The following is a 16,676-nucleotide window of genomic DNA, read 5'->3' as shown; positions in this document are numbered from 1 at the left end:
TTTGATTAAAAAATACTGAGCTCCCACTCCTGTGCGATATGTTTCAGCAGCATGCCGCCGGTCAGGCTGTTGCCGTATTCATCAATGGCCGGACCGTAAATGCCGATGCCGCAGCCGTTATGAAAAGGCTGCTCTCTTCTGGCGCTTGGGGGAACCAATGCCATGATGCCGCCGGATACCCCGCTTTTGGCCGGGACGCCGACGAAAGCCGCATATTTGCCTGACGCATTGTACATCCCGCACGTCAGCATCAGGGCTTTGGCGAGTTTCGCGACATCTTTCGGAATGACCTGTTCCCGTCGGATCGGATGGTAGCCGTCATGGGCAAGTATCAATCCGATTAAAGCGATGTCCTCGGTTGTACCCTCCATGGCGCACTGCTTTAAATACACTTCAAGCGTTTCTTCCACATCCGCCTCGAGAAAGTTCGTTTCTTTTAAATAGTAGGCGAGCGCTCTGTTCCGATGCGCGGTCTGCCATTCAGAACGGAAGACCTCCTCGTGAATGTGAGGCCGTTTTCCTATTAATTTTTCAAAAACGGAAAAGAGATATTCTAATTTATTATGCGCCGTTTCACCCGGAAGCAGCGAGGCGACGGTAATGGCGCCGGCATTGATCATCGGATTGAAGGGCTTCCCGGGTTTATGGATTTCAAGCCGGATGATAGAATTAAACGCATCACCCGTCGGCTCCACGTCCACACGATCGAGCACATAAGGAATGCCTCTGGACATGCAGGCGGCAATAAAGCTGATGACTTTTGAGATGCTCTGCAATGTGAACGGCACATTCCATTCACCGGCATGAATCATTGAGCCATCCGGCTCTAATATGCAAATGCCCAGCTGAGAGTCGTTGATTTCTCCGAGGGCGGGTATATAATTTGCGCTTTTTCCATTGACGGAAAACGGTCGGTAATGCTCGACCCAATCTTGTAAAAGTGAAGCCAGTTCCTCTTTTTCAAGGCGCTCTCTGACCATATCTTTCATAACATTCCTCCTCTATTGCAAGCCTGTCCGAAGCGGAAACCGGTCTCGGAAAACGTTTTCAAAAATAGCGTGTTCCATGTTAATGTATAATGACATCTACAGAATCATACAAAATACGACAAAATCATTCTTAAAATAAGCCGATAGATTTATAAATCAGCCGGAGTGTCCCGCCATTCGGGTCTAAAGAAATTTGCGGACTGTATCGGTCTTGTTCAAAATAGACAGAAGAAGGAAGTGATTATGATCAGGCTCGACTATTTACTGAAAAAAGACGGCTATCTTTTCGCTCTTATGCTGATCACCGTGCCGCTGGCGGGGGAACTGAAATTTTACCCCCTGAATGAGGTATATCGGATCAGCTTCGGCGCCCCGGCTTTTTTCTTTTTTCTTCTGCTGCTTCGGCATGTGCCGGCGGTATTGTCAGGGCTGTTGACAGGTGCAGCCGTTGTGGCATTCCGGATCGGCCTGGCGTGCTGGGGAGGAGAGCATGCCGGATTTACGGCGGCTTTTTTCAGCCAATATCCCAGTTTCTTTTTTTACTTTACATATGCCTGTTTGTTTTATGTGCTGAAGGTCAGGCTTTTTTGGGATCGGCCGCTCATGATCGGGTTTCTCGGTTTTCTCATTGAAATGGCGTCCGATGCCGTTGAAATGACGGTTCAGTTTTCCGGCGGCAAGCAGATTATGATGCCGGACAAGCTGGCGGATATCGCGGTTATCGCTGTTTCTCACACATTTATTGTGCTGAGTTTTTTCAACGTGATGAAGCTGCACGAATCTCAGGTCAGGGAAAAACAAACGAGAAAGCAGCATGAGCACATGCTGATGATTGTGTCTAACTTATATGAAGAAACGATTCATCTGAAAAAAACGTTAAAAACGACGGAGCATGTGACGAAAGAATCCTATCAGCTGTATCGGGAAATGAGCGGGAACGACCGGGAGCTCGGGAGCCGAATGCTGCGCCTTGCGGGAGAAATTCATGAAGTGAAAAAAGACAATCAGCGAATATTCGCCGGCCTGTCGAAGCTGATTTCAAATGAGAGATTCCGGGATTACATGAAGGCCGCCGATCTGGTCGGCCTCGTTATCCGCATCAATGAAAAATACGCCGAATCTTTAGGCAAAGACATTCAATTCAAAAGCGTGATTGAAGGAGAACACCCCGATTATCACGTCTTTACCGTCCTGTCGATCTTAAATAACCTGACCGCCAATGCCGTCGAAGCCATGGGTGACAGGGGTGAGATCCGCCTCGCGCTGCGCAGGGCGGAGGGGGGGATGGCCGAATTTGAGGCGGAAGATGACGGTCCCGGCATTCCGGGAAAAATCGGAGAGGTAATCTATGATCCCGGATTTACGTCCAAATACGATGAATTCGGCACACCTTCAACGGGCATCGGGCTTTCATACGTGAAGGAAATCGTAACCGAACTTGACGGAGACATTTCCTTTCATAACAAGCCAAAAGGCGTCATATTTACGATTAAGCTGCCGGTGAAGCATTTGATTGCAGAAAGGATGAACTCATAATATGCGTTTTTTTATAGCTGATGATGACCGGGCGATCCGTTCCATTTTAAAACAGATGATCGAGGACGAGGACTTAGGAGAAGTCGTCGGTGAGGCAGAGGACGGAAGCCAGATTGAAGGGCATTATCTCCATTTTAAACAAGTCGATATTTTATTAATTGATCTGCTGATGCCGGGCCGGGACGGGATTGAGACGATCCGGCATCTTCAGGGGGCGTACAACGGAAAAGCAGTGATGATATCGCAGGTGGAGGCAAAGGAAATGGTGGGAGAAGCTTATTCTCTCGGCATCGAATACTTTATCCATAAACCGATCAACAAAATCGAGATCGTCACCGTTTTGCGAAAAGTAAAAGAGCGGATTGAACTGGAAACCTCGATCGGCGACATCCAACATTCGTTAAGCCGTCTTATTCAGCGGAATGAACCGAAAAAAAGCGGGCCGGGGGGGATGCACGAGAAATCAATCAAAGAAACAGGAAAATTTCTTTTGTCGGAATTAGGCATCGTGGGAGAAAGCGGGGCGCATGACCTCATGGCCGTCCTTCACTATTTATTTGAGGATGATCAGGCGGAAAGAAACATCCCGTCTTTAAAGCAGATGTTTACAAACGCCGCCATTCGGAAGCTGGGACCTGCGGCGGCACAAACCGAGGTTAACAGAGAAATCAAAGCCTCGGAACAGCGGATCAGAAGGGCCGTCATTCATTCGTTAAACCATTTCGCCTCATTGGGCACAACTGATTTTTCAAACCCCAAATTTGAATATTACGCCTCGAAATTCTTTGATTTCCCCGCTGTCAGCAAGAGAATGAAAGAAATGCAGGCTAAGGAAACCGTGCCGCTTTCTCCGGTTAAAGTGAATATGAAAAAATTCATTCACGTCTTTTTTTTGGAGGCGAAAGATTTACGCGAAGGATCAAAATTTGTCAGCGGAGGCAGCCGGTAAGCTGATAAATAGAGTTTACGTATATAAGGTTTTTGTGTAAAATAATGTTAACTAAGAAGGAACGGAGGGATCCTGATGGCTGATCAAATTCCGGTTTTCGCACTAATGAAATAGTGTCAAAGTCTCTGCCTTGAGCGCGGAGGAAACCGGGATTGTCTGCCTGAATAAGGAACCTGACAGTAATAGTGAGGGGGCGGCGATTATGCCGCCCTCTTTTTGGCGTCTTCACACATCTCTTTCTCCTCCGCCTAAAGGAGAAGCTCTGTGTCAGTCAATAAGGGAAATGGGGAAACAAGATGACAAAAAAACAAAGGGAAATAGAATCCGTTTTGAACATCGCAAAGGAAAATGGCTTACGGTTAAAATATGAAGGGGCGGACATAAATGAAACGGGTATGGACTTCCAAGTCGTATTTGCTGAAGATGACAGCGGCGTGACATGGGTGCTCCGAAAGCCGCGCCGTCCTGATGTTATCGAAAGAGCGGCTGCAGAAAGCGATGTTCTCGCGTTTCTCCGCAGCCATGCCGCGGTATCAGTCCCCGATTGGCGGATTCATACACCGGAACTGATCGCTTATCCGAAACTGGACGGAATACCGGCTGCCGCAATTGATCTGGATAAGAAACAGTATGTCTGGAATATGGAACACGAGCCGCCTTCAGACGGTTTTGTCGGCTCGCTTGCCGCAGCATTAGCCGGGCTGCACGGGGCAGACCCGGATGCGGCCTCCAGATCCGGAATTGAAATCATAAAACCGGATGACGTCAGGCAAAGGGCGGCGGAATCAATGGATCATATAAAAAAAGAAATCGGGGTTTCAGAACAGCTTTGGAAAAGATGGCAAACGTGGATAAATGACAGCTCGTACTGGCCTGATTTTTCTGCGCTGATCCATGGCGACTTGCATCCTCCGCATATTTTGATCGGCGAAAATCAGCGTGTGACGGGTCTCCTCGATTGGACGGAGGCAAAGGTTGCCGATCCGGCCAAGGATTTTGTCCTTTATCAAGTGATATTAGGAGAAAAAGAAACAAAACGGCTGATGAAGAGCTACGAAGCTGAGGGCGGGCGCGTCTGGCCGAAAATGCAGGAGCATGTGTCAGAATGGCAGGCCGCTTACCCTGTGGAAACGGCGAAGTTCGCGCTTCAGACGGGGCAAGAGGAGCATATGCAAATGGCGCGGGACATGCTCGGACTGTCCGATCCGAAAGGTTATTGACTTCCGCCGGATGACAGCGTATGATACATTTTAAAATCATAGAACGGATGAACAATGCTGAGGAAGAGTAAGTACGCATCAGCGCGCGGGGTTCAGAGAGTCGGTGGCCGCTGTGAACCGATCCCCGTCCGGTGCCGAATGGGCTTCTGAATTGCTGCGCTGAAATAACAGTAGGCGGTGCCGGGATTCTTTCCCCGTTATCAAGATAGGAGTATTGAAACCCTGAGTTTCTGTACTTTTTGAGAGAAGGCTTTACAGCCGTTAATAAAGGTGGCACCGCGAAAACCTCGTCCTTTGATGGAAGGGGCTTTTTTGCGTTGTTAAGGAGGTGATGGCCATGGAAAGTGACTGGAGACGGACAGACAATCAAAAAAGGAGGGATATTCATGGTGATCGCAACCGACGATCTTGAGCTCACATGTCCGCATTGTGAAGGAACCGGCGAGGAGAAAGAAGGGACGCCCTGTCCGAAGTGCGGCGCGAAGGGCGTCATATTGACCGCTCAAGGAAACACGCTGCTGCATTTTATCAGAAAGCATATGGATCAGTGAAATCAAACGAATATGTAAAGAAACAGTACAAAACAAAAAAGCTTGTAGAAAAAACATCGTTTTCTCTACAAGCTGCTTTTTCATTCTTCAAAATAAGGATTCACATGGATGAGCACTTCTTCAACATCTGAAAAGTGTCTTTTGATTTCATTTCGGATTTCCCGGGCTATATCGTGTCCCTGCTTAATCGTCAAATCATGATCCAAAGATAACCGGACATCAAGCAATTTATAGTGGCCGTGTTCTCTCGCTCGGATTTTATCGAGCCGTTTGACTTGAGGGCAATCCAAAATAACCGCTTTATATTCCTCTATCAGTTGGGGATCAACACTTTTTTCCATGAGAACGTCAACAGACGGCCTGATTAATTCCATTGAAATCTTAAAAATGAGGTACGCCACGATGACACTGGCAATTGCATCGGCGTACAACAGATAGGACCATCCGCGTGTGTTCCCGATAATCGCCAATAGGACGCCGATAAAAGCGGCAAGAGAGGCAACGATATCGCCTTTATGATCGTATGCAATCGCTATAATCGCTTTACTGTTCCATTTTTCCCCTTGTTTGATCGAATAACGATATAAGATCTGCTTAGCCACGTAGGATATCAGAGCCGCAAACAATGCGCTGTATTGCGGGATGCTTGGACCTTCAACAAAGGACGAAATCGCTTCTATCAGAATATACACGGAAACGAGCACTAATATGATTCCTACAATCGCTTCGCTGATGACCTCAGCTTTGCCATGCCCGAAAGGATGGTCTTGATCGGGCGGCTTATTAGAAATGCCGATGACGGCCAGGACAGCAATTGAAGCCACGACATCCGCTGCAGAATGTATACCGTCGGCAAAAACTGCTTCACTATCGCCTATCAGTCCAAAAAAGATCTTTCCTGCCATTAAGATCAGATTGGCTATCAATGCAATCAAAGCAACTTTTTTGCTTATTTGTTCTCTTTCACTTGTCATTTTTTCCTCCTATAAAACTGCACAAAAAAATAGGAGCGCTCTTGATTCGCTCTCCGTATCCTTTCTTGTGTAATCACTTTGCTTATCATATCAATTCAGTTTCGAGTGGGTCTATAGCAAGGTTGTTTCCTGTTTACTAATAAATAAGGTGACAGAAAAAAAGTTGGAGCAGGGCTAAATAGTACATAAACAAAATTGCGCTGAATTTAAAAATGAACTGTTGACATTTGAGTATTTATCTTTTATTATTATCTTGAATTCAAGATATTTTAATTCGAGACAATTTAATTAGAGTGCAGGATAAGAACCTGCCGATCGTTTTGTTTTTTGATCATACATTATTTGATTTTTTATACCATAATATCTCGAATTCGAGATAAAGGGGAGTGCGAGAGAAATGGCTGAATTTGTACAGCTGGTGAATGAAAGAAGATCTGCAAGCAACTTTCTTCCAGAACATCCAATCACAAGAGATGAGCTCAACGAAATGTTTGAATTGGTTGCGTTGGCTCCATCAGCTTTTAATTTGCAGCATACAAAATATGTGACGGTTCTTGACCCGGAGGTAAAAGAAAAGCTGAAGCAGGCCGCAAACGGACAATATAAAGTGTTCAGCTCATCAGCGGTTCTTTTGGTTTTAGGGGATAAGCAGGCATATCAGCAAGCGGCTGACATCTATGAAGGATTGAAGGTGCTGGGGGTATTAAATAAACAAGAGTATGATCACATGGTTCAAAACACCGTTTCGTTTTATGAAAACAGGGGAGAACTGTTTAAGAGAGATGAGGCGATAAGAAATGCTTCACTTTCTGCGATGATGTTTATGCTGAGTGCTAAGGAAAAAGGCTGGGACACCTGTCCGATGATAGGGTTTGATCCTGAAGCCGTGAAACAGATTTTGAATATAGATGATCAATTTGAGGTCGTCATGATGATTACAATCGGGAAAGAAAAAATAGAAAGCAGAAGGCCGCGCGGCTACCGAAAGCCTGTGAATGAGTTTGTGGAGTATATTTAAATATTTATAAAGGAGCGCATAAAAATGGCTAAAAAAACGATGGGAATCCATCATATTACAGCAATTGTCGGCCACCCTCAAGAGAATGCTGATTTCTACGCTGGAGTGCTGGGGCTGCGATTGGTCAAGCAAACGGTCAATTTTGATGATCCGGGTACGTATCACCTTTATTTCGGGGATGAAGGCGGGAAGCCGGGAACAATCATCACATTCTTTCCGTGGGCGGACGCCCGTCAAGGCATCATTGGAGACGGACAGGTTGGCGTGACATCTTACGTCGTGCCGAGAGGTGCTATGGCATTTTGGGAAAAGAGACTTGAAAAGTTCAACGTGCCATACACAAAAATCGAGCGTTTTGGGGAACAATATATAGAATTTGATGACCCGCATGGCCTGCATTTAGAAATCGTGGAAAGAGAAGCAGGGGAGGCCAATACGTGGACTTTCGGAGATGTAACCCCGGATGTTGCCATTAAAGGCTTTGGCGGTGCAACCCTGTTATCAGCACAGCCTGAAAAAACAGGTGAACTGCTGGAAAACATCATGGGGCTTGAGCGAGTCGGCAAGGAAGGAGACTTCGTTCGTTATCGTTCTGCCGGTGATATCGGGAATGTGATTGATCTTAAATTAACGCCGATCGGCCGCGGACAAATGGGTGTCGGCACAGTGCATCACATCGCTTGGCGGGCTCAGGATGACGAAGATCAATTAGATTGGCAAAGATTCATTGCTGCGCACGGATATGGTGTGACTCCTGTTCAGGATAGAAACTATTTTAATGCGGTTTACTTCAGAGAACATGGGGAAATCTTATTTGAGATCGCAACTGATCCGCCGGGCTTTGCCCATGATGAGTCACAAGAAACAATGGGCGGAAAATTGATGCTCCCTGAGCAGTATGAACCGCACCGGGCACAAATTGAACAAGGGCTGCTGCCGTTTGAAGTAAGAGAATTAGATTGATTTGACACATAAAAAATAAAGAAACATATAGTCAATTGATGATTGCTGGATGGTACCGTCCAGCAAAGAATCAGATGAAATCAAAGATGAGGAGAGATAAAAATGGAAGATGCAGGACTATTACTTATTCGAATCATGATTGGTGTGGTGTTTCTGTTTTATGGATCACAAAAATTATTCGGCTGGTTTGGCGGATACGGAATTAAAGGAACCGGACAATGGTTCGAGTCAATTGGAGTTAAACCAGGCAATGCCGCGGCCGCTTTATCAGGTCTCGGGGAACTCGCAAGCGGAATTTTATTTATTTTAGGTGTATTCCTCCCGCTTGGAGCTGCTATCATAACGATCATTATGTTAGGTGCCATTGTAAAAGTTCATGGAGCGAAAGGGTTTGCGAACGGTGCCGGCGGTTTTGAATATAACGTGGTGCTGATTGCAGTCTCCATCGGAGTTGCACTCATCGGTTCAGGAGCTTACGCTTTGCATTTTTAATATAAGTATCTAAGAACAGTTACTGAAAAGCGGTAACTGTTCTTTTATTTTTCAAGCACGACGTTAAGGTGCTCTGAATCGCAAAAAAGCGGATATGATCCATATAAATGTGTATAGTGAATGTACGAGTATTGATGAGCTTGGTCATGAAAGACGAGCCGATTTGAAGGAGGGTTTTGATGAAAGAGCTGACAGACTTACATTCATTAGATTCTATCGAGAATTTTATTAAGCAGCATCAATTCAGTTTTATCTACATTTCAAGACCTGCCTGTACAGTATGTCACGCTATTCTGCCGCAGCTCAGAAAAGTTTTGGATCAGTTTCCGAATATCAAATTGGGGCATACCAACGCTGACGAGGTAGAAGAGGTAGCCGGCAGATTTTCAGTCTTCACTGTGCCCGTGCTTCTTTTGTTCATTGATGGGACTGAGTTTCTGAGAGAAGCCCGCTTTGTTCATTTTGAACAGCTCGAAAAAAGGCTGAAAAGGGTTTATCAGTTATATCAAGATGTATAAAGCGTTTATACTTTACAATGCGGGAGTGCTTTTTCTGCACCTGAAATAGATGAATATGTAAAGAAACAGCAAAAAACAAAAAAGCTTGCAGAAAAAACATCATTTTCTCTACAAGCTGAAGGCCGTTATCCGGCCTTTTTTACATTATTCGGACCGGGGTTCTAAAAAACGGGACCCTCCCAAGTCTTTTCTCATCAGATAGATATGGAAAAAATATTCTCCGACGGCGATGATGACGGCGGAAATGAGAGCGGCAAACGCCAGTCTTCCTCCGGAAATGCCCATGGACAGCGGCATTCCCATCAGCCAGACAACAAGAAACGCGATTCCGAAATCAGCGGACGCCGCCGTGATATTATTCCATCTCGGAAGCACGTACAGGTCGCCCGTAAAGTAGGAAACGGCTCCCAGCACAATGGTCATCAGCAGCACGTCACCGAATGTAAAGCGAAAACCTAAGCCGAGTATCAGATACAGAATAATGATGGTCATAATGCCTTTAATGGCAAGCGCTTTAATGTGTTCCATTCGAATTCCTCCTTATGGAAATCATGTTAGTATGTTTCCTCATAACGTGAAATATAAACCCTTTTTTCGTGAACATTTGTTTTCTGGCTTTTGGCTGTCATCACTGGGCCGCTGCTGAATATGATGAAAGGAGAAAATACGGGAGGTGTCATGATGGCAGTCGTAAAAGCGTCGAGCGCCGATGTCGATCTAATGGCAAGGCTGCTCAGGGCGGAAGCGGAAGGCGAAGGGAAGCAGGGAATGCTTTTGGTCGGCAATGTGGGAATCAATCGGGTGCGGGCGAATTGTTCTGATTTTAAAGGCCTGCGCACCATCAGGCAGATGGTGTTTCAGCCGCACGCGTTTGAAGCGGTGACTCACGGATACTTTTACCAGAGACCGCGTGAATCCGAGCGGAGGCTTGCCCGCAGGAACATTAACGGAGAACGGTTTTGGCCGGCTAAGTTCAGTCTGTGGTACTTTAAGCCGCCGGGCAACTGCCCGCAGACTTGGTATGGCCAGCCGTTTGTCGCCAGATTCAGATCCCACTGCTTCTATCAGCCGACAGGTGAGACGTGCGAAAACGTGTACAATACATTTTAATCCCGGGGGCACCGTTCTTAAAATGAACGGTGTTTTTTTAATGTTTTATGAAGAAAAATAGGAAAAAAGTGCGCTTGACGGATGACAAGCCAAAAAGAAACAGAGGGGGTTTTCTTCCGGCGGGGCAAGGTTTGTCGAAACAATGTGAAAAATGTCTCCCGCCGTTCATTTTTCAGCCTTACAAACCCTTCACACTTCTTCATAGCGGTTTAACATTTCTTTTTTATAATAAGGGCGATCAATGAGACGAAAGGGGAACTGACATGACACATGACGGCCGTTTAGATGAATGGATCAAGGAATTGGAGAACAAAAGCTTTCAGAACAATACGTTTGACCGCCGCGCATTTATACAGGGCGCCGGGAAAATCGCCGGTCTTTCCCTCGGGTTAGCGATCGCGCAATCCATCGGCGCGTTTGAAGTGAATGCCGCTCCGAAATTTTCAAACTATCCGTTCACCCTCGGCGTAGCTTCCGGCGACCCGCTGTCTGACAGCGTCATTCTCTGGACGCGTCTTGCCCCTGACCCGCTGAATGGGGGCGGCATGCCGAAGCAGGCCGTGCCGGTAAAATGGGAAATCGCCGCAGATGAACATTTCCGTCACATCGTCAAACGCGGAACGGAAATGGCCAAGCCGAATCTCGGACACTCTGTCCATGTCGAGGCGGACGGGCTCAAGCCCAATAAAGTGTACTATTACCGGTTTAAAAGCGGGCATGAGCTCAGTCCCGTCGGCCGGACGAAAACGCTGCCCGCTCCCGGCGCTGACGTATCGGCCATGACGTTTGCATTTGCCTCATGCCAGCAGTATGAACACGGCTATTATACGGCGTATAAACATATGGCGAAGGAAAAGCTTGATCTCGTATTCCATCTCGGAGATTACATTTATGAATACGGACCGAACGAATATGTGTCAAAAACGGGAAATGTCAGGACGCACAGCAGCGCCGAAGTGTACACACTGTCAGATTACCGCAACCGTCACGCCCAATACCGCTCTGATGCCAATCTGAAAGCCGCCCACGCCGCATTTCCGTGGGTCGTGACGTGGGACGATCATGAGGTGGAAAACAATTATGCCAATGTTATCCCTGAAAAAGGCCAATCCGTTGAAGCGTTTGTGCTCAGGAGGGCCGCAGCTTATCAGGCTTATTATGAACACATGCCGCTCAGGCGCATGTCATTGCCGAACGGTCCTGATATGCGGCTGTACAGGCAATTTTCTTATGGCAATTTAGCATCGTTCAATGTGCTTGATACAAGACAGTACAGAGATGATCAGGCCAACGGCGACGGGAATAAGCCGCCTTCTGATGAGTGGAGAGACCCGAAGCGCACATTGATGGGGACAGAGCAGGAGCAATGGCTCTTCGGCAATTTAGCCGCCTCAAAAGCGAAGTGGAATGTGCTGGCGCAGCAAATCTTTTTCGCGCAATGGAATTTCGGAACAACCGCCAATCCGATATACAGCATGGATTCATGGGACGGCTACCCGGCTCAGCGGGAGCGGGTCATCAATTTTATAAAAAGCAAAAACCTGAACAATGTCATCGTGCTGACGGGTGATGTTCATGCAAGCTGGGCGTCAAACCTGCATACCGATTTTAATCAAACGAATTCAAAAATTTTCGGAGCCGAATTCGTCGGGACTTCCATTACATCTGGAGGAAACGGGGCGGATAAACGGGCCGATACGGATCAGATCTTAAAACAAAACCCGCATATTAAGTTTTTCAACGATTACCGCGGCTATGTCCGCTGTACGGTGACTCCTGCCCAATGGAGAGCGGATTACAGAGTGGTGCCGTACGTGACGGAGCCGGGGGCTGAGGTATCCACGCGGGCTTCATTCATTTATCAGAAAGACCAGACGGGGATTCGGAAGGTCTCTCAAGCGGCGGTTGCAGGCGGTTTAAAGCAGTCAAACGAGGTGGAAGAGGATCGTTTCTTCGCCCATAACAATGCGCATGAAAAGCAAATGAGAAAGAAACGGGCCAAAATCTCACAATAAGGAGGCACACTCATGTTTTCAAATATCGGCATTCCCGGGTTGATCCTGATTTTCGTCATCGCTCTCATCATTTTCGGACCTTCAAAACTTCCGGAAATCGGCCGTGCCGCCGGCCGCACGCTGCTTGAATTTAAAAGCGCCGCAAAAACATTGGTCTCAAATGAAGAGCCGGACAAGCAGACGGCTGAGAAAGACAAAACGGCAGGCTGAATCCTGACATGGGGGCAGACGAATCCGCTTCTGCCTCTTTCTCTATAAGGAGGATGTACGATTGGATAAAAAAGAAACCCACTTGATCGGGCATTTAGAGGAAGTCCGGCAGCGTCTCATTAAAATCGTTATCGCCTTTCTCGTGTTTTTTATCGGCGCCTGCTGGTTTGTGCAGGATATTTATGACTGGCTGATCAAGGATTTGCATGGCAGGCTGGCCGTTTTAGGGCCGAGCGAGATTTTATGGGTGTATATGATGATTGCGGGAATATGCGCCCTTATGGCAGCGATTCCGGTTGCGGCCTTTCAGCTCTGGCGTTTTACGGCGCCGGCTTTGACCCCGTTCGAACGCCGCGCCGCTTTGCTTTACATTCCGGGGCTTTCGCTTTTGTTTATTATCGGAATTTCCTTCGGGTATTTTGTGCTGTTTCCGATTGTGCTCGGATTTTTAACACAATTATCCGCCGGCCATTTTGACATGGTATTTACGGCGGACAAGTATTTTACCTTTATGCTGAATCTTACATTGCCGTTCGGATTTTTGTTTGAAATGCCTCTGGCCGTCATGTTTCTGACACGGCTCGGAATCGTGAATCCAACCCGGCTGGCAAAGGCGCGGAAGCTTTCGTATTTTTTGCTGATCGTCGTCTCGGTGCTGATTACGCCTCCGGATTTTATGTCTGACTTTCTCGTCATGATTCCGCTGCTCGTCCTCTATGAAATCAGTGTGACGCTGTCCCGCATCGTTTACCGGAAGAAATGGGCCGAGGTGTCTGCCGCTTAGTGAAGCTCGCCTCCGCCGGTCTCAATATCGTCCTCATGCGCCGCGGCGGTCACCGCGGCGATTTTGAGTGCTTTTGTCACGAGATCCAGGCTGAGGCTCGGCGCAGACTTCTGCAAGGTTTGCTCCGGAATGTACGGGATGTGTATAAACCCGCCGCGGATGTGCGGATGATGGCGGGCGATTTCATCCATCAGCCCGTAAAAGAGATGATTGCATACAAACGTCCCCGCCGTGTAGGATACAGCCGCGGGAATGCCTTCCTTTTTGATTTCCTCAACGATCCGTTTGATCGGAAGCCCGGTCCAATAGGCCGCGGGACCGCTTTGAGAAATGTTTTCCCCGACAGGCTGGTTTCCTTCGTTATCCGGTATGCGCGCCTCATTCAGATTGATCGCGACCCGTTCCGGCGTGATCTGCATTCTGCCGCCTGCCTGTCCGACACAGATGATAATGTCAGGCTGATGCTTTTTGACCGCTTCGCGCAGCACGGCAAGAGACTTATAAAAAACGGTCGGCACTTGTTCAGATACGATAGAGGCAGGGCCTTCATGGGAACCGTCCAGCCGTTTGACCGCTTCCCATGAAGGATTGACCGTTTCCCCGCCGAAGGGGTCAAAGCCTGTCAGCAATACTTTTTTCTCCATATAAAACCCTCCTTTTCTTTTTACCATACTCTATAATGGACATATATTCCTGCCGAAGGGGGAAACATGTCTTGAATTCGCCTCTGGTGCAATACCGAACTTTATTTCCGGCGCTCCGCACACATACGATGCTCGCCAGCTGCTCTCAAAGCGCTCTTGCCCTGCCGGTTTCAAAAGCGGTCAATGACTATCAGGAAAGCCTGCTTCAGCATGGCGGAAACTGGGAAGAAGCCATTGGACGTACGGAGCAGGCAAGGTGTGAATTTGCGAAATTGATCGGCGCCCAACCTGAAGAAATCGCCGTTTTACCTTCAGTAACGGCTGCTGTCTCTGCCGTCGTTTCTGCTTTACCGGATTGCCGAATGAAACAGGCGGTGTATACGGAATTGGATTTTCCGGCGATCGCCCACATTTTGAAGGCACAGACTGAGATGGAGCTTTCAGTCGTGCCGTCTGAAGATGGAATGATCCCGTTAGAGCGGTATGAGACGTACATATCGGAGCAGACGCTTTTCACCTGTGTGCCCCATGTGTCATATACGTCGGGGTTTGTCCAGGATATAAAGCGCATTGCCGAGATATCCGCAAAGAAGGGATCGCTTCTTTTTGTCGATGCTTATCAATCGGCGGGGCACATCCCGATTGATGTAAAAGAATGGGGAGTTGATATGCTGGCCGCGGGTGCGAGAAAGTATATGCTCGGCATACCGGGAACGGCGTTTCTTTATGTCAGAAAGGAACTTGCCGAACGGCTGAAGCCGAAAGTCACCGGATGGTTCGGGCAGCAGCGGGCGTCGATGCCGGATTTAACCCGTTTTTCTTATGCGGACGGAGCCAAACGCTTTGAGACCGGGACCCCGGCATTTATCAGCATATATGCGGCACAGGCGGCTTTATCTCTATTAAACGATGCCGGCACAGACCGCATTCACCAAGAAGTAAAAAAACTCAGCGCATTTGCGTATGAATACGCTTCTGAAAAAGGACTGAATCTCACAGGGCCGCAGTCTGCCGATGACAGACCCGGCATGATTTCCATACGGGATGAAAAAGCGGCGGAAACGGCTGCGCTGTTGAGGCGGAAAAACATCGTATGCGCATCCATCGGACAAATCATCCGGCTGGCGCCTCATTTCTATAACACGGCTGACGATCTGATCTATGCGATTGATGAACTGGCTGAAGCGCGCGGTATATAAAAAAACAGCAGACCCACGGGGAGCCTGCTGTTTTCTTATGAATGATTCACTTTGACCCGTTTCATAAAGAAAGCGCTGATCAAGCCGATAACGGCGACAATCATCGCGAAGATAAAGGCATGCTGGACGCCCGCAATCAGCGCGTGAGAGTATGCGGAAGGATCATTCGGGTTTTTCGCGGTGCTCATATAATTCTTCTGGCCGGCAGCCATGATGCTGACCGCCACCGCAGTGCCGATTGCGCCGGCCATCTGCTGGAGCGTATTCATAATGGCTGTTCCGTCCGGGTAAAATTCCGGCGGCAGCTGATTTAAGCCGTTCGTTTGCGCCGGCATCATGATCATGGAAATGCCGATCATCAGGCATGTATGAAGCGCGACAATCAGAAGCGCCGTAGAAGCGCCGTTAATGTTTGAGAAAAACGAAAGCACAGTTGCCGTGATGACAAACCCGGGAATGACAAGCCACTTCGGCCCGTATTTATCAAACAGACGCCCCGTCACCGGAGACATAAAGCCGTTTAAAATACCGCCCGGCAGCAGGATGAGCCCGGACGTAAACGCCGTCAGCATCAGTCCGCTTTGTAAATACATAGGCAATAGGAGCATTGTCGATAAGATAACCATCATACAGATAAACACAATCACGACACCGAGAACAAACATCGGATAGCGGAAAGCGCGCAGATTCATCATCGGCTGCTTCATTGTCAGCTGCCTGATGGAAAATAAGATGAGCGCGATCGCGCCGACAGTGAGCGAACCGATAACCGTCGGGCTTGACCAGCCGTCTGATCCTTCGCCTGCATTGCTGAATCCGAATACGATGCCGCCGAACCCGATCGTAGACAGAATAATGGAAAGCACGTCAATTTTCGGTTTTGTAATGTCAGACACGTTCTGCATGTAGGCGATGCCGAATAAAAGAGCCAACACAAGAAACGGCAGGGAAATCCAGAAAATCCAATGCCAGTTCAAATGCTCTAGCACAAGCCCTGAAAATGTCGGACCGATCGCAGGAGCGAACATAATGACAAGCCCGATCGTCCCCATCGCCGCTCCGCGCTTATGCGGCGGGAAGATGACGAGGATTGTATTAAACATCAGCGGCAGCAGCAGCCCGGTTCCTAAAGCCTGCACGATTCTTGCCGCCAAAAGAAACGGAAAGCTCGGCGCAAGCGCTGCAATCAGCGTGCCGATAATGGAAAAAACGAGTGAAACGATGAACAGCTGTCTCGTCGTAAACCATTGCAAAAGCAGACCCGATACCGGCACAAGAATACCGAGAACGAGCAGATAGCCCGTCGTCAGCCACTGGACGGTCGCAGGAGTGATATGTAGCTCCTTCATCAGATCAGTCAGGGCGATATTCAGCGCCGTTTCACTGAACATGCCGATAAACCCTGCCGTCAGCAAAGAAATCATGATCGGCATGACTTTATATTGTTTGGAAGGCTGAGCGTTTTCCAAAATCATTCTCCTCTCTTTCTATACGTAAATGTCTC

Annotated in this window: 18 protein-coding genes and 1 other annotated feature; of the genes, 13 read left to right on the top strand and 5 right to left on the bottom strand. The window is 47.9% G+C overall.

Annotated features, from left to right (window positions below; translation table 11 throughout):
- Positions 1-5 precede the first annotated feature (5 nt).
- Positions 6-989 carry a glutaminase gene (locus C5I45_RS18235; RefSeq protein WP_003156697.1) on the bottom strand — a complete coding sequence of 328 codons (984 nt, stop codon included), beginning with the start codon at positions 987-989 and terminating at the stop codon, positions 6-8.
- A 243-nt stretch (positions 990-1,232) separates the two neighbouring features.
- Between C5I45_RS18235 and C5I45_RS18230 the strand changes: the two genes are divergently transcribed.
- From C5I45_RS18230 to C5I45_RS18215, 4 genes are all read left to right on the top strand, one after another.
- Positions 1,233-2,525 carry a two-component system sensor histidine kinase GlnK gene (locus tag C5I45_RS18230; protein WP_046559311.1) on the top strand — a complete coding sequence of 431 codons (1,293 nt, stop codon included), beginning with the start codon at positions 1,233-1,235 and terminating at the stop codon, positions 2,523-2,525.
- A 1-nt stretch (position 2,526) separates the two neighbouring features.
- Entirely contained in the window at positions 2,527-3,474 is a 948-nt protein-coding gene (locus C5I45_RS18225; RefSeq protein ID WP_046559312.1) for a glutamine utilization two-component system response regulator GlnL, read from the top strand.
- A 296-nt stretch (positions 3,475-3,770) separates the two neighbouring features.
- Positions 3,771-4,694 (top strand): macrolide 2'-phosphotransferase, encoded by a 924-nt coding sequence (locus C5I45_RS18220; RefSeq protein ID WP_024084850.1) that lies wholly within the window; start codon positions 3,771-3,773, stop codon positions 4,692-4,694.
- Between the two features lie 48 nt (positions 4,695-4,742).
- Positions 4,743-4,992: a binding site (T-box leader), on the top strand.
- An 88-nt stretch (positions 4,993-5,080) separates the two neighbouring features.
- Positions 5,081-5,245, top strand: coding sequence for a tryptophan RNA-binding attenuator protein inhibitory protein (locus C5I45_RS18215; protein ID WP_015388747.1), 165 nt, complete (start codon positions 5,081-5,083; stop codon positions 5,243-5,245).
- A gap of 80 nt (positions 5,246-5,325) precedes the next feature.
- Here C5I45_RS18215 and C5I45_RS18210 read toward each other — a convergent pair whose 3' ends face one another.
- Positions 5,326-6,219 carry a cation diffusion facilitator family transporter gene (locus C5I45_RS18210; RefSeq protein WP_003156692.1) on the bottom strand — a complete coding sequence of 298 codons (894 nt, stop codon included), beginning with the start codon at positions 6,217-6,219 and terminating at the stop codon, positions 5,326-5,328.
- 397 nt (positions 6,220-6,616) lie between these two features.
- Between C5I45_RS18210 and C5I45_RS18205 the strand changes: the two genes are divergently transcribed.
- The 4 genes from C5I45_RS18205 (at position 6,617) to C5I45_RS18190 (ending at position 9,210) form a co-directional block, all read left to right on the top strand.
- Entirely contained in the window at positions 6,617-7,237 is a 621-nt protein-coding gene (locus tag C5I45_RS18205; protein ID WP_003156691.1) for a nitroreductase family protein, read from the top strand.
- A gap of 24 nt (positions 7,238-7,261) precedes the next feature.
- Positions 7,262-8,200 (top strand): ring-cleaving dioxygenase, encoded by a 939-nt coding sequence (locus C5I45_RS18200; protein ID WP_044053421.1) that lies wholly within the window; start codon positions 7,262-7,264, stop codon positions 8,198-8,200.
- Positions 8,201-8,302: 102 nt separating this feature from the next.
- Positions 8,303-8,692: a DoxX family protein gene (locus tag C5I45_RS18195; RefSeq protein WP_003156689.1), complete on the top strand. Its 390-nt coding sequence runs from the start codon at positions 8,303-8,305 to the stop codon at positions 8,690-8,692.
- A 179-nt stretch (positions 8,693-8,871) separates the two neighbouring features.
- Positions 8,872-9,210, top strand: coding sequence for a thioredoxin family protein (locus tag C5I45_RS18190; RefSeq protein ID WP_107994557.1), 339 nt, complete (start codon positions 8,872-8,874; stop codon positions 9,208-9,210).
- A gap of 144 nt (positions 9,211-9,354) precedes the next feature.
- On the opposite strand, the gene C5I45_RS18185 is transcribed toward C5I45_RS18190, so the two are convergent.
- Positions 9,355-9,738 (bottom strand): DUF2512 family protein, encoded by a 384-nt coding sequence (locus tag C5I45_RS18185; RefSeq protein ID WP_003156684.1) that lies wholly within the window; start codon positions 9,736-9,738, stop codon positions 9,355-9,357.
- 153 nt (positions 9,739-9,891) lie between these two features.
- Here C5I45_RS18185 and C5I45_RS18175 point away from each other — a divergent pair, with 153 nt between their 5' ends.
- The 4 genes from C5I45_RS18175 to tatC all read left to right on the top strand — a co-directional run bounded on the left by C5I45_RS18175 (position 9,892) and on the right by tatC (position 13,329).
- Positions 9,892-10,320 (top strand): cell wall hydrolase, encoded by a 429-nt coding sequence (locus C5I45_RS18175; protein WP_003156683.1) that lies wholly within the window; start codon positions 9,892-9,894, stop codon positions 10,318-10,320.
- A 263-nt stretch (positions 10,321-10,583) separates the two neighbouring features.
- On the top strand, positions 10,584-12,335 hold the full coding sequence (locus C5I45_RS18165; protein WP_014304274.1) for an alkaline phosphatase D family protein: 1,752 nt from the start codon (positions 10,584-10,586) through the stop codon (positions 12,333-12,335).
- A gap of 12 nt (positions 12,336-12,347) precedes the next feature.
- A complete protein-coding gene (locus C5I45_RS18160; protein ID WP_003156681.1) occupies positions 12,348-12,545 on the top strand; it encodes a twin-arginine translocase TatA/TatE family subunit in 198 nt (65 codons plus the stop codon).
- Between the two features lie 61 nt (positions 12,546-12,606).
- Positions 12,607-13,329 carry a twin-arginine translocase subunit TatC gene (gene tatC, locus C5I45_RS18155; RefSeq protein WP_107994556.1) on the top strand — a complete coding sequence of 241 codons (723 nt, stop codon included), beginning with the start codon at positions 12,607-12,609 and terminating at the stop codon, positions 13,327-13,329.
- On the opposite strand, the gene pcp is transcribed toward tatC, so the two are convergent.
- The gene (gene pcp, locus C5I45_RS18150; protein ID WP_003156679.1) at positions 13,326-13,973 is read right to left on the bottom strand and encodes a pyroglutamyl-peptidase I; all 648 of its coding nucleotides are present in this window, start codon (positions 13,971-13,973) and stop codon (positions 13,326-13,328) included. The genes tatC and pcp overlap by 4 nt on opposite strands.
- Before the next feature lie 71 nt (positions 13,974-14,044).
- On the opposite strand from pcp, the gene C5I45_RS18145 reads away from it, so the two are divergent.
- Entirely contained in the window at positions 14,045-15,172 is a 1,128-nt protein-coding gene (locus C5I45_RS18145) for an aminotransferase class V-fold PLP-dependent enzyme (RefSeq protein WP_107994555.1), read from the top strand.
- Between the two features lie 35 nt (positions 15,173-15,207).
- Here the strand turns inward: C5I45_RS18145 and lmr(B) are convergent, their stop codons facing one another.
- A complete protein-coding gene (lmr(B), locus tag C5I45_RS18140) occupies positions 15,208-16,647 on the bottom strand; it encodes a lincomycin efflux MFS transporter Lmr(B) (protein WP_032857817.1) in 1,440 nt (479 codons plus the stop codon).
- Positions 16,648-16,676 lie beyond the last annotated feature (29 nt).

It is taken from the genome of Bacillus sp. ZY-1-1 (genome assembly GCF_003047165.1).
Lineage (GTDB): Bacteria > Bacillota > Bacilli > Bacillales > Bacillaceae > Bacillus > Bacillus velezensis.
This window is presented reverse-complemented; position numbering and strand designations above follow the sequence as displayed.

Excerpts from the sequence above, each read along its gene's own strand:
- C5I45_RS18185 (WP_003156684.1), bottom strand. The coding sequence starts at position 9,738 with ATGGAACACATTAAAGCGCTTGCCATTAAAGGCATTATGACCATCATT.
- C5I45_RS18220 (WP_024084850.1), top strand. The coding sequence starts at position 3,771 with ATGACAAAAAAACAAAGGGAAATAGAATCCGTTTTGAACATCGCAAAG.
- C5I45_RS18210 (WP_003156692.1), bottom strand. The coding sequence starts at position 6,219 with ATGACAAGTGAAAGAGAACAAATAAGCAAAAAAGTTGCTTTGATTGCA.
- C5I45_RS18230 (WP_046559311.1), top strand. The coding sequence starts at position 1,233 with ATGATCAGGCTCGACTATTTACTGAAAAAAGACGGCTATCTTTTCGCT.
- C5I45_RS18235 (WP_003156697.1), bottom strand. The coding sequence starts at position 989 with ATGAAAGATATGGTCAGAGAGCGCCTTGAAAAAGAGGAACTGGCTTCA.
- C5I45_RS18200 (WP_044053421.1), top strand. The coding sequence starts at position 7,262 with ATGGCTAAAAAAACGATGGGAATCCATCATATTACAGCAATTGTCGGC.
- C5I45_RS18225 (WP_046559312.1), top strand. The coding sequence starts at position 2,527 with ATGCGTTTTTTTATAGCTGATGATGACCGGGCGATCCGTTCCATTTTA.
- C5I45_RS18215 (WP_015388747.1), top strand. The coding sequence starts at position 5,081 with ATGGTGATCGCAACCGACGATCTTGAGCTCACATGTCCGCATTGTGAA.
- C5I45_RS18195 (WP_003156689.1), top strand. The coding sequence starts at position 8,303 with ATGGAAGATGCAGGACTATTACTTATTCGAATCATGATTGGTGTGGTG.
- C5I45_RS18165 (WP_014304274.1), top strand. The coding sequence starts at position 10,584 with ATGACACATGACGGCCGTTTAGATGAATGGATCAAGGAATTGGAGAAC.
- C5I45_RS18175 (WP_003156683.1), top strand. The coding sequence starts at position 9,892 with ATGGCAGTCGTAAAAGCGTCGAGCGCCGATGTCGATCTAATGGCAAGG.
- C5I45_RS18190 (WP_107994557.1), top strand. The coding sequence starts at position 8,872 with ATGAAAGAGCTGACAGACTTACATTCATTAGATTCTATCGAGAATTTT.
- C5I45_RS18160 (WP_003156681.1), top strand. The coding sequence starts at position 12,348 with ATGTTTTCAAATATCGGCATTCCCGGGTTGATCCTGATTTTCGTCATC.
- pcp (WP_003156679.1), bottom strand. The coding sequence starts at position 13,973 with ATGGAGAAAAAAGTATTGCTGACAGGCTTTGACCCCTTCGGCGGGGAA.
- C5I45_RS18205 (WP_003156691.1), top strand. The coding sequence starts at position 6,617 with ATGGCTGAATTTGTACAGCTGGTGAATGAAAGAAGATCTGCAAGCAAC.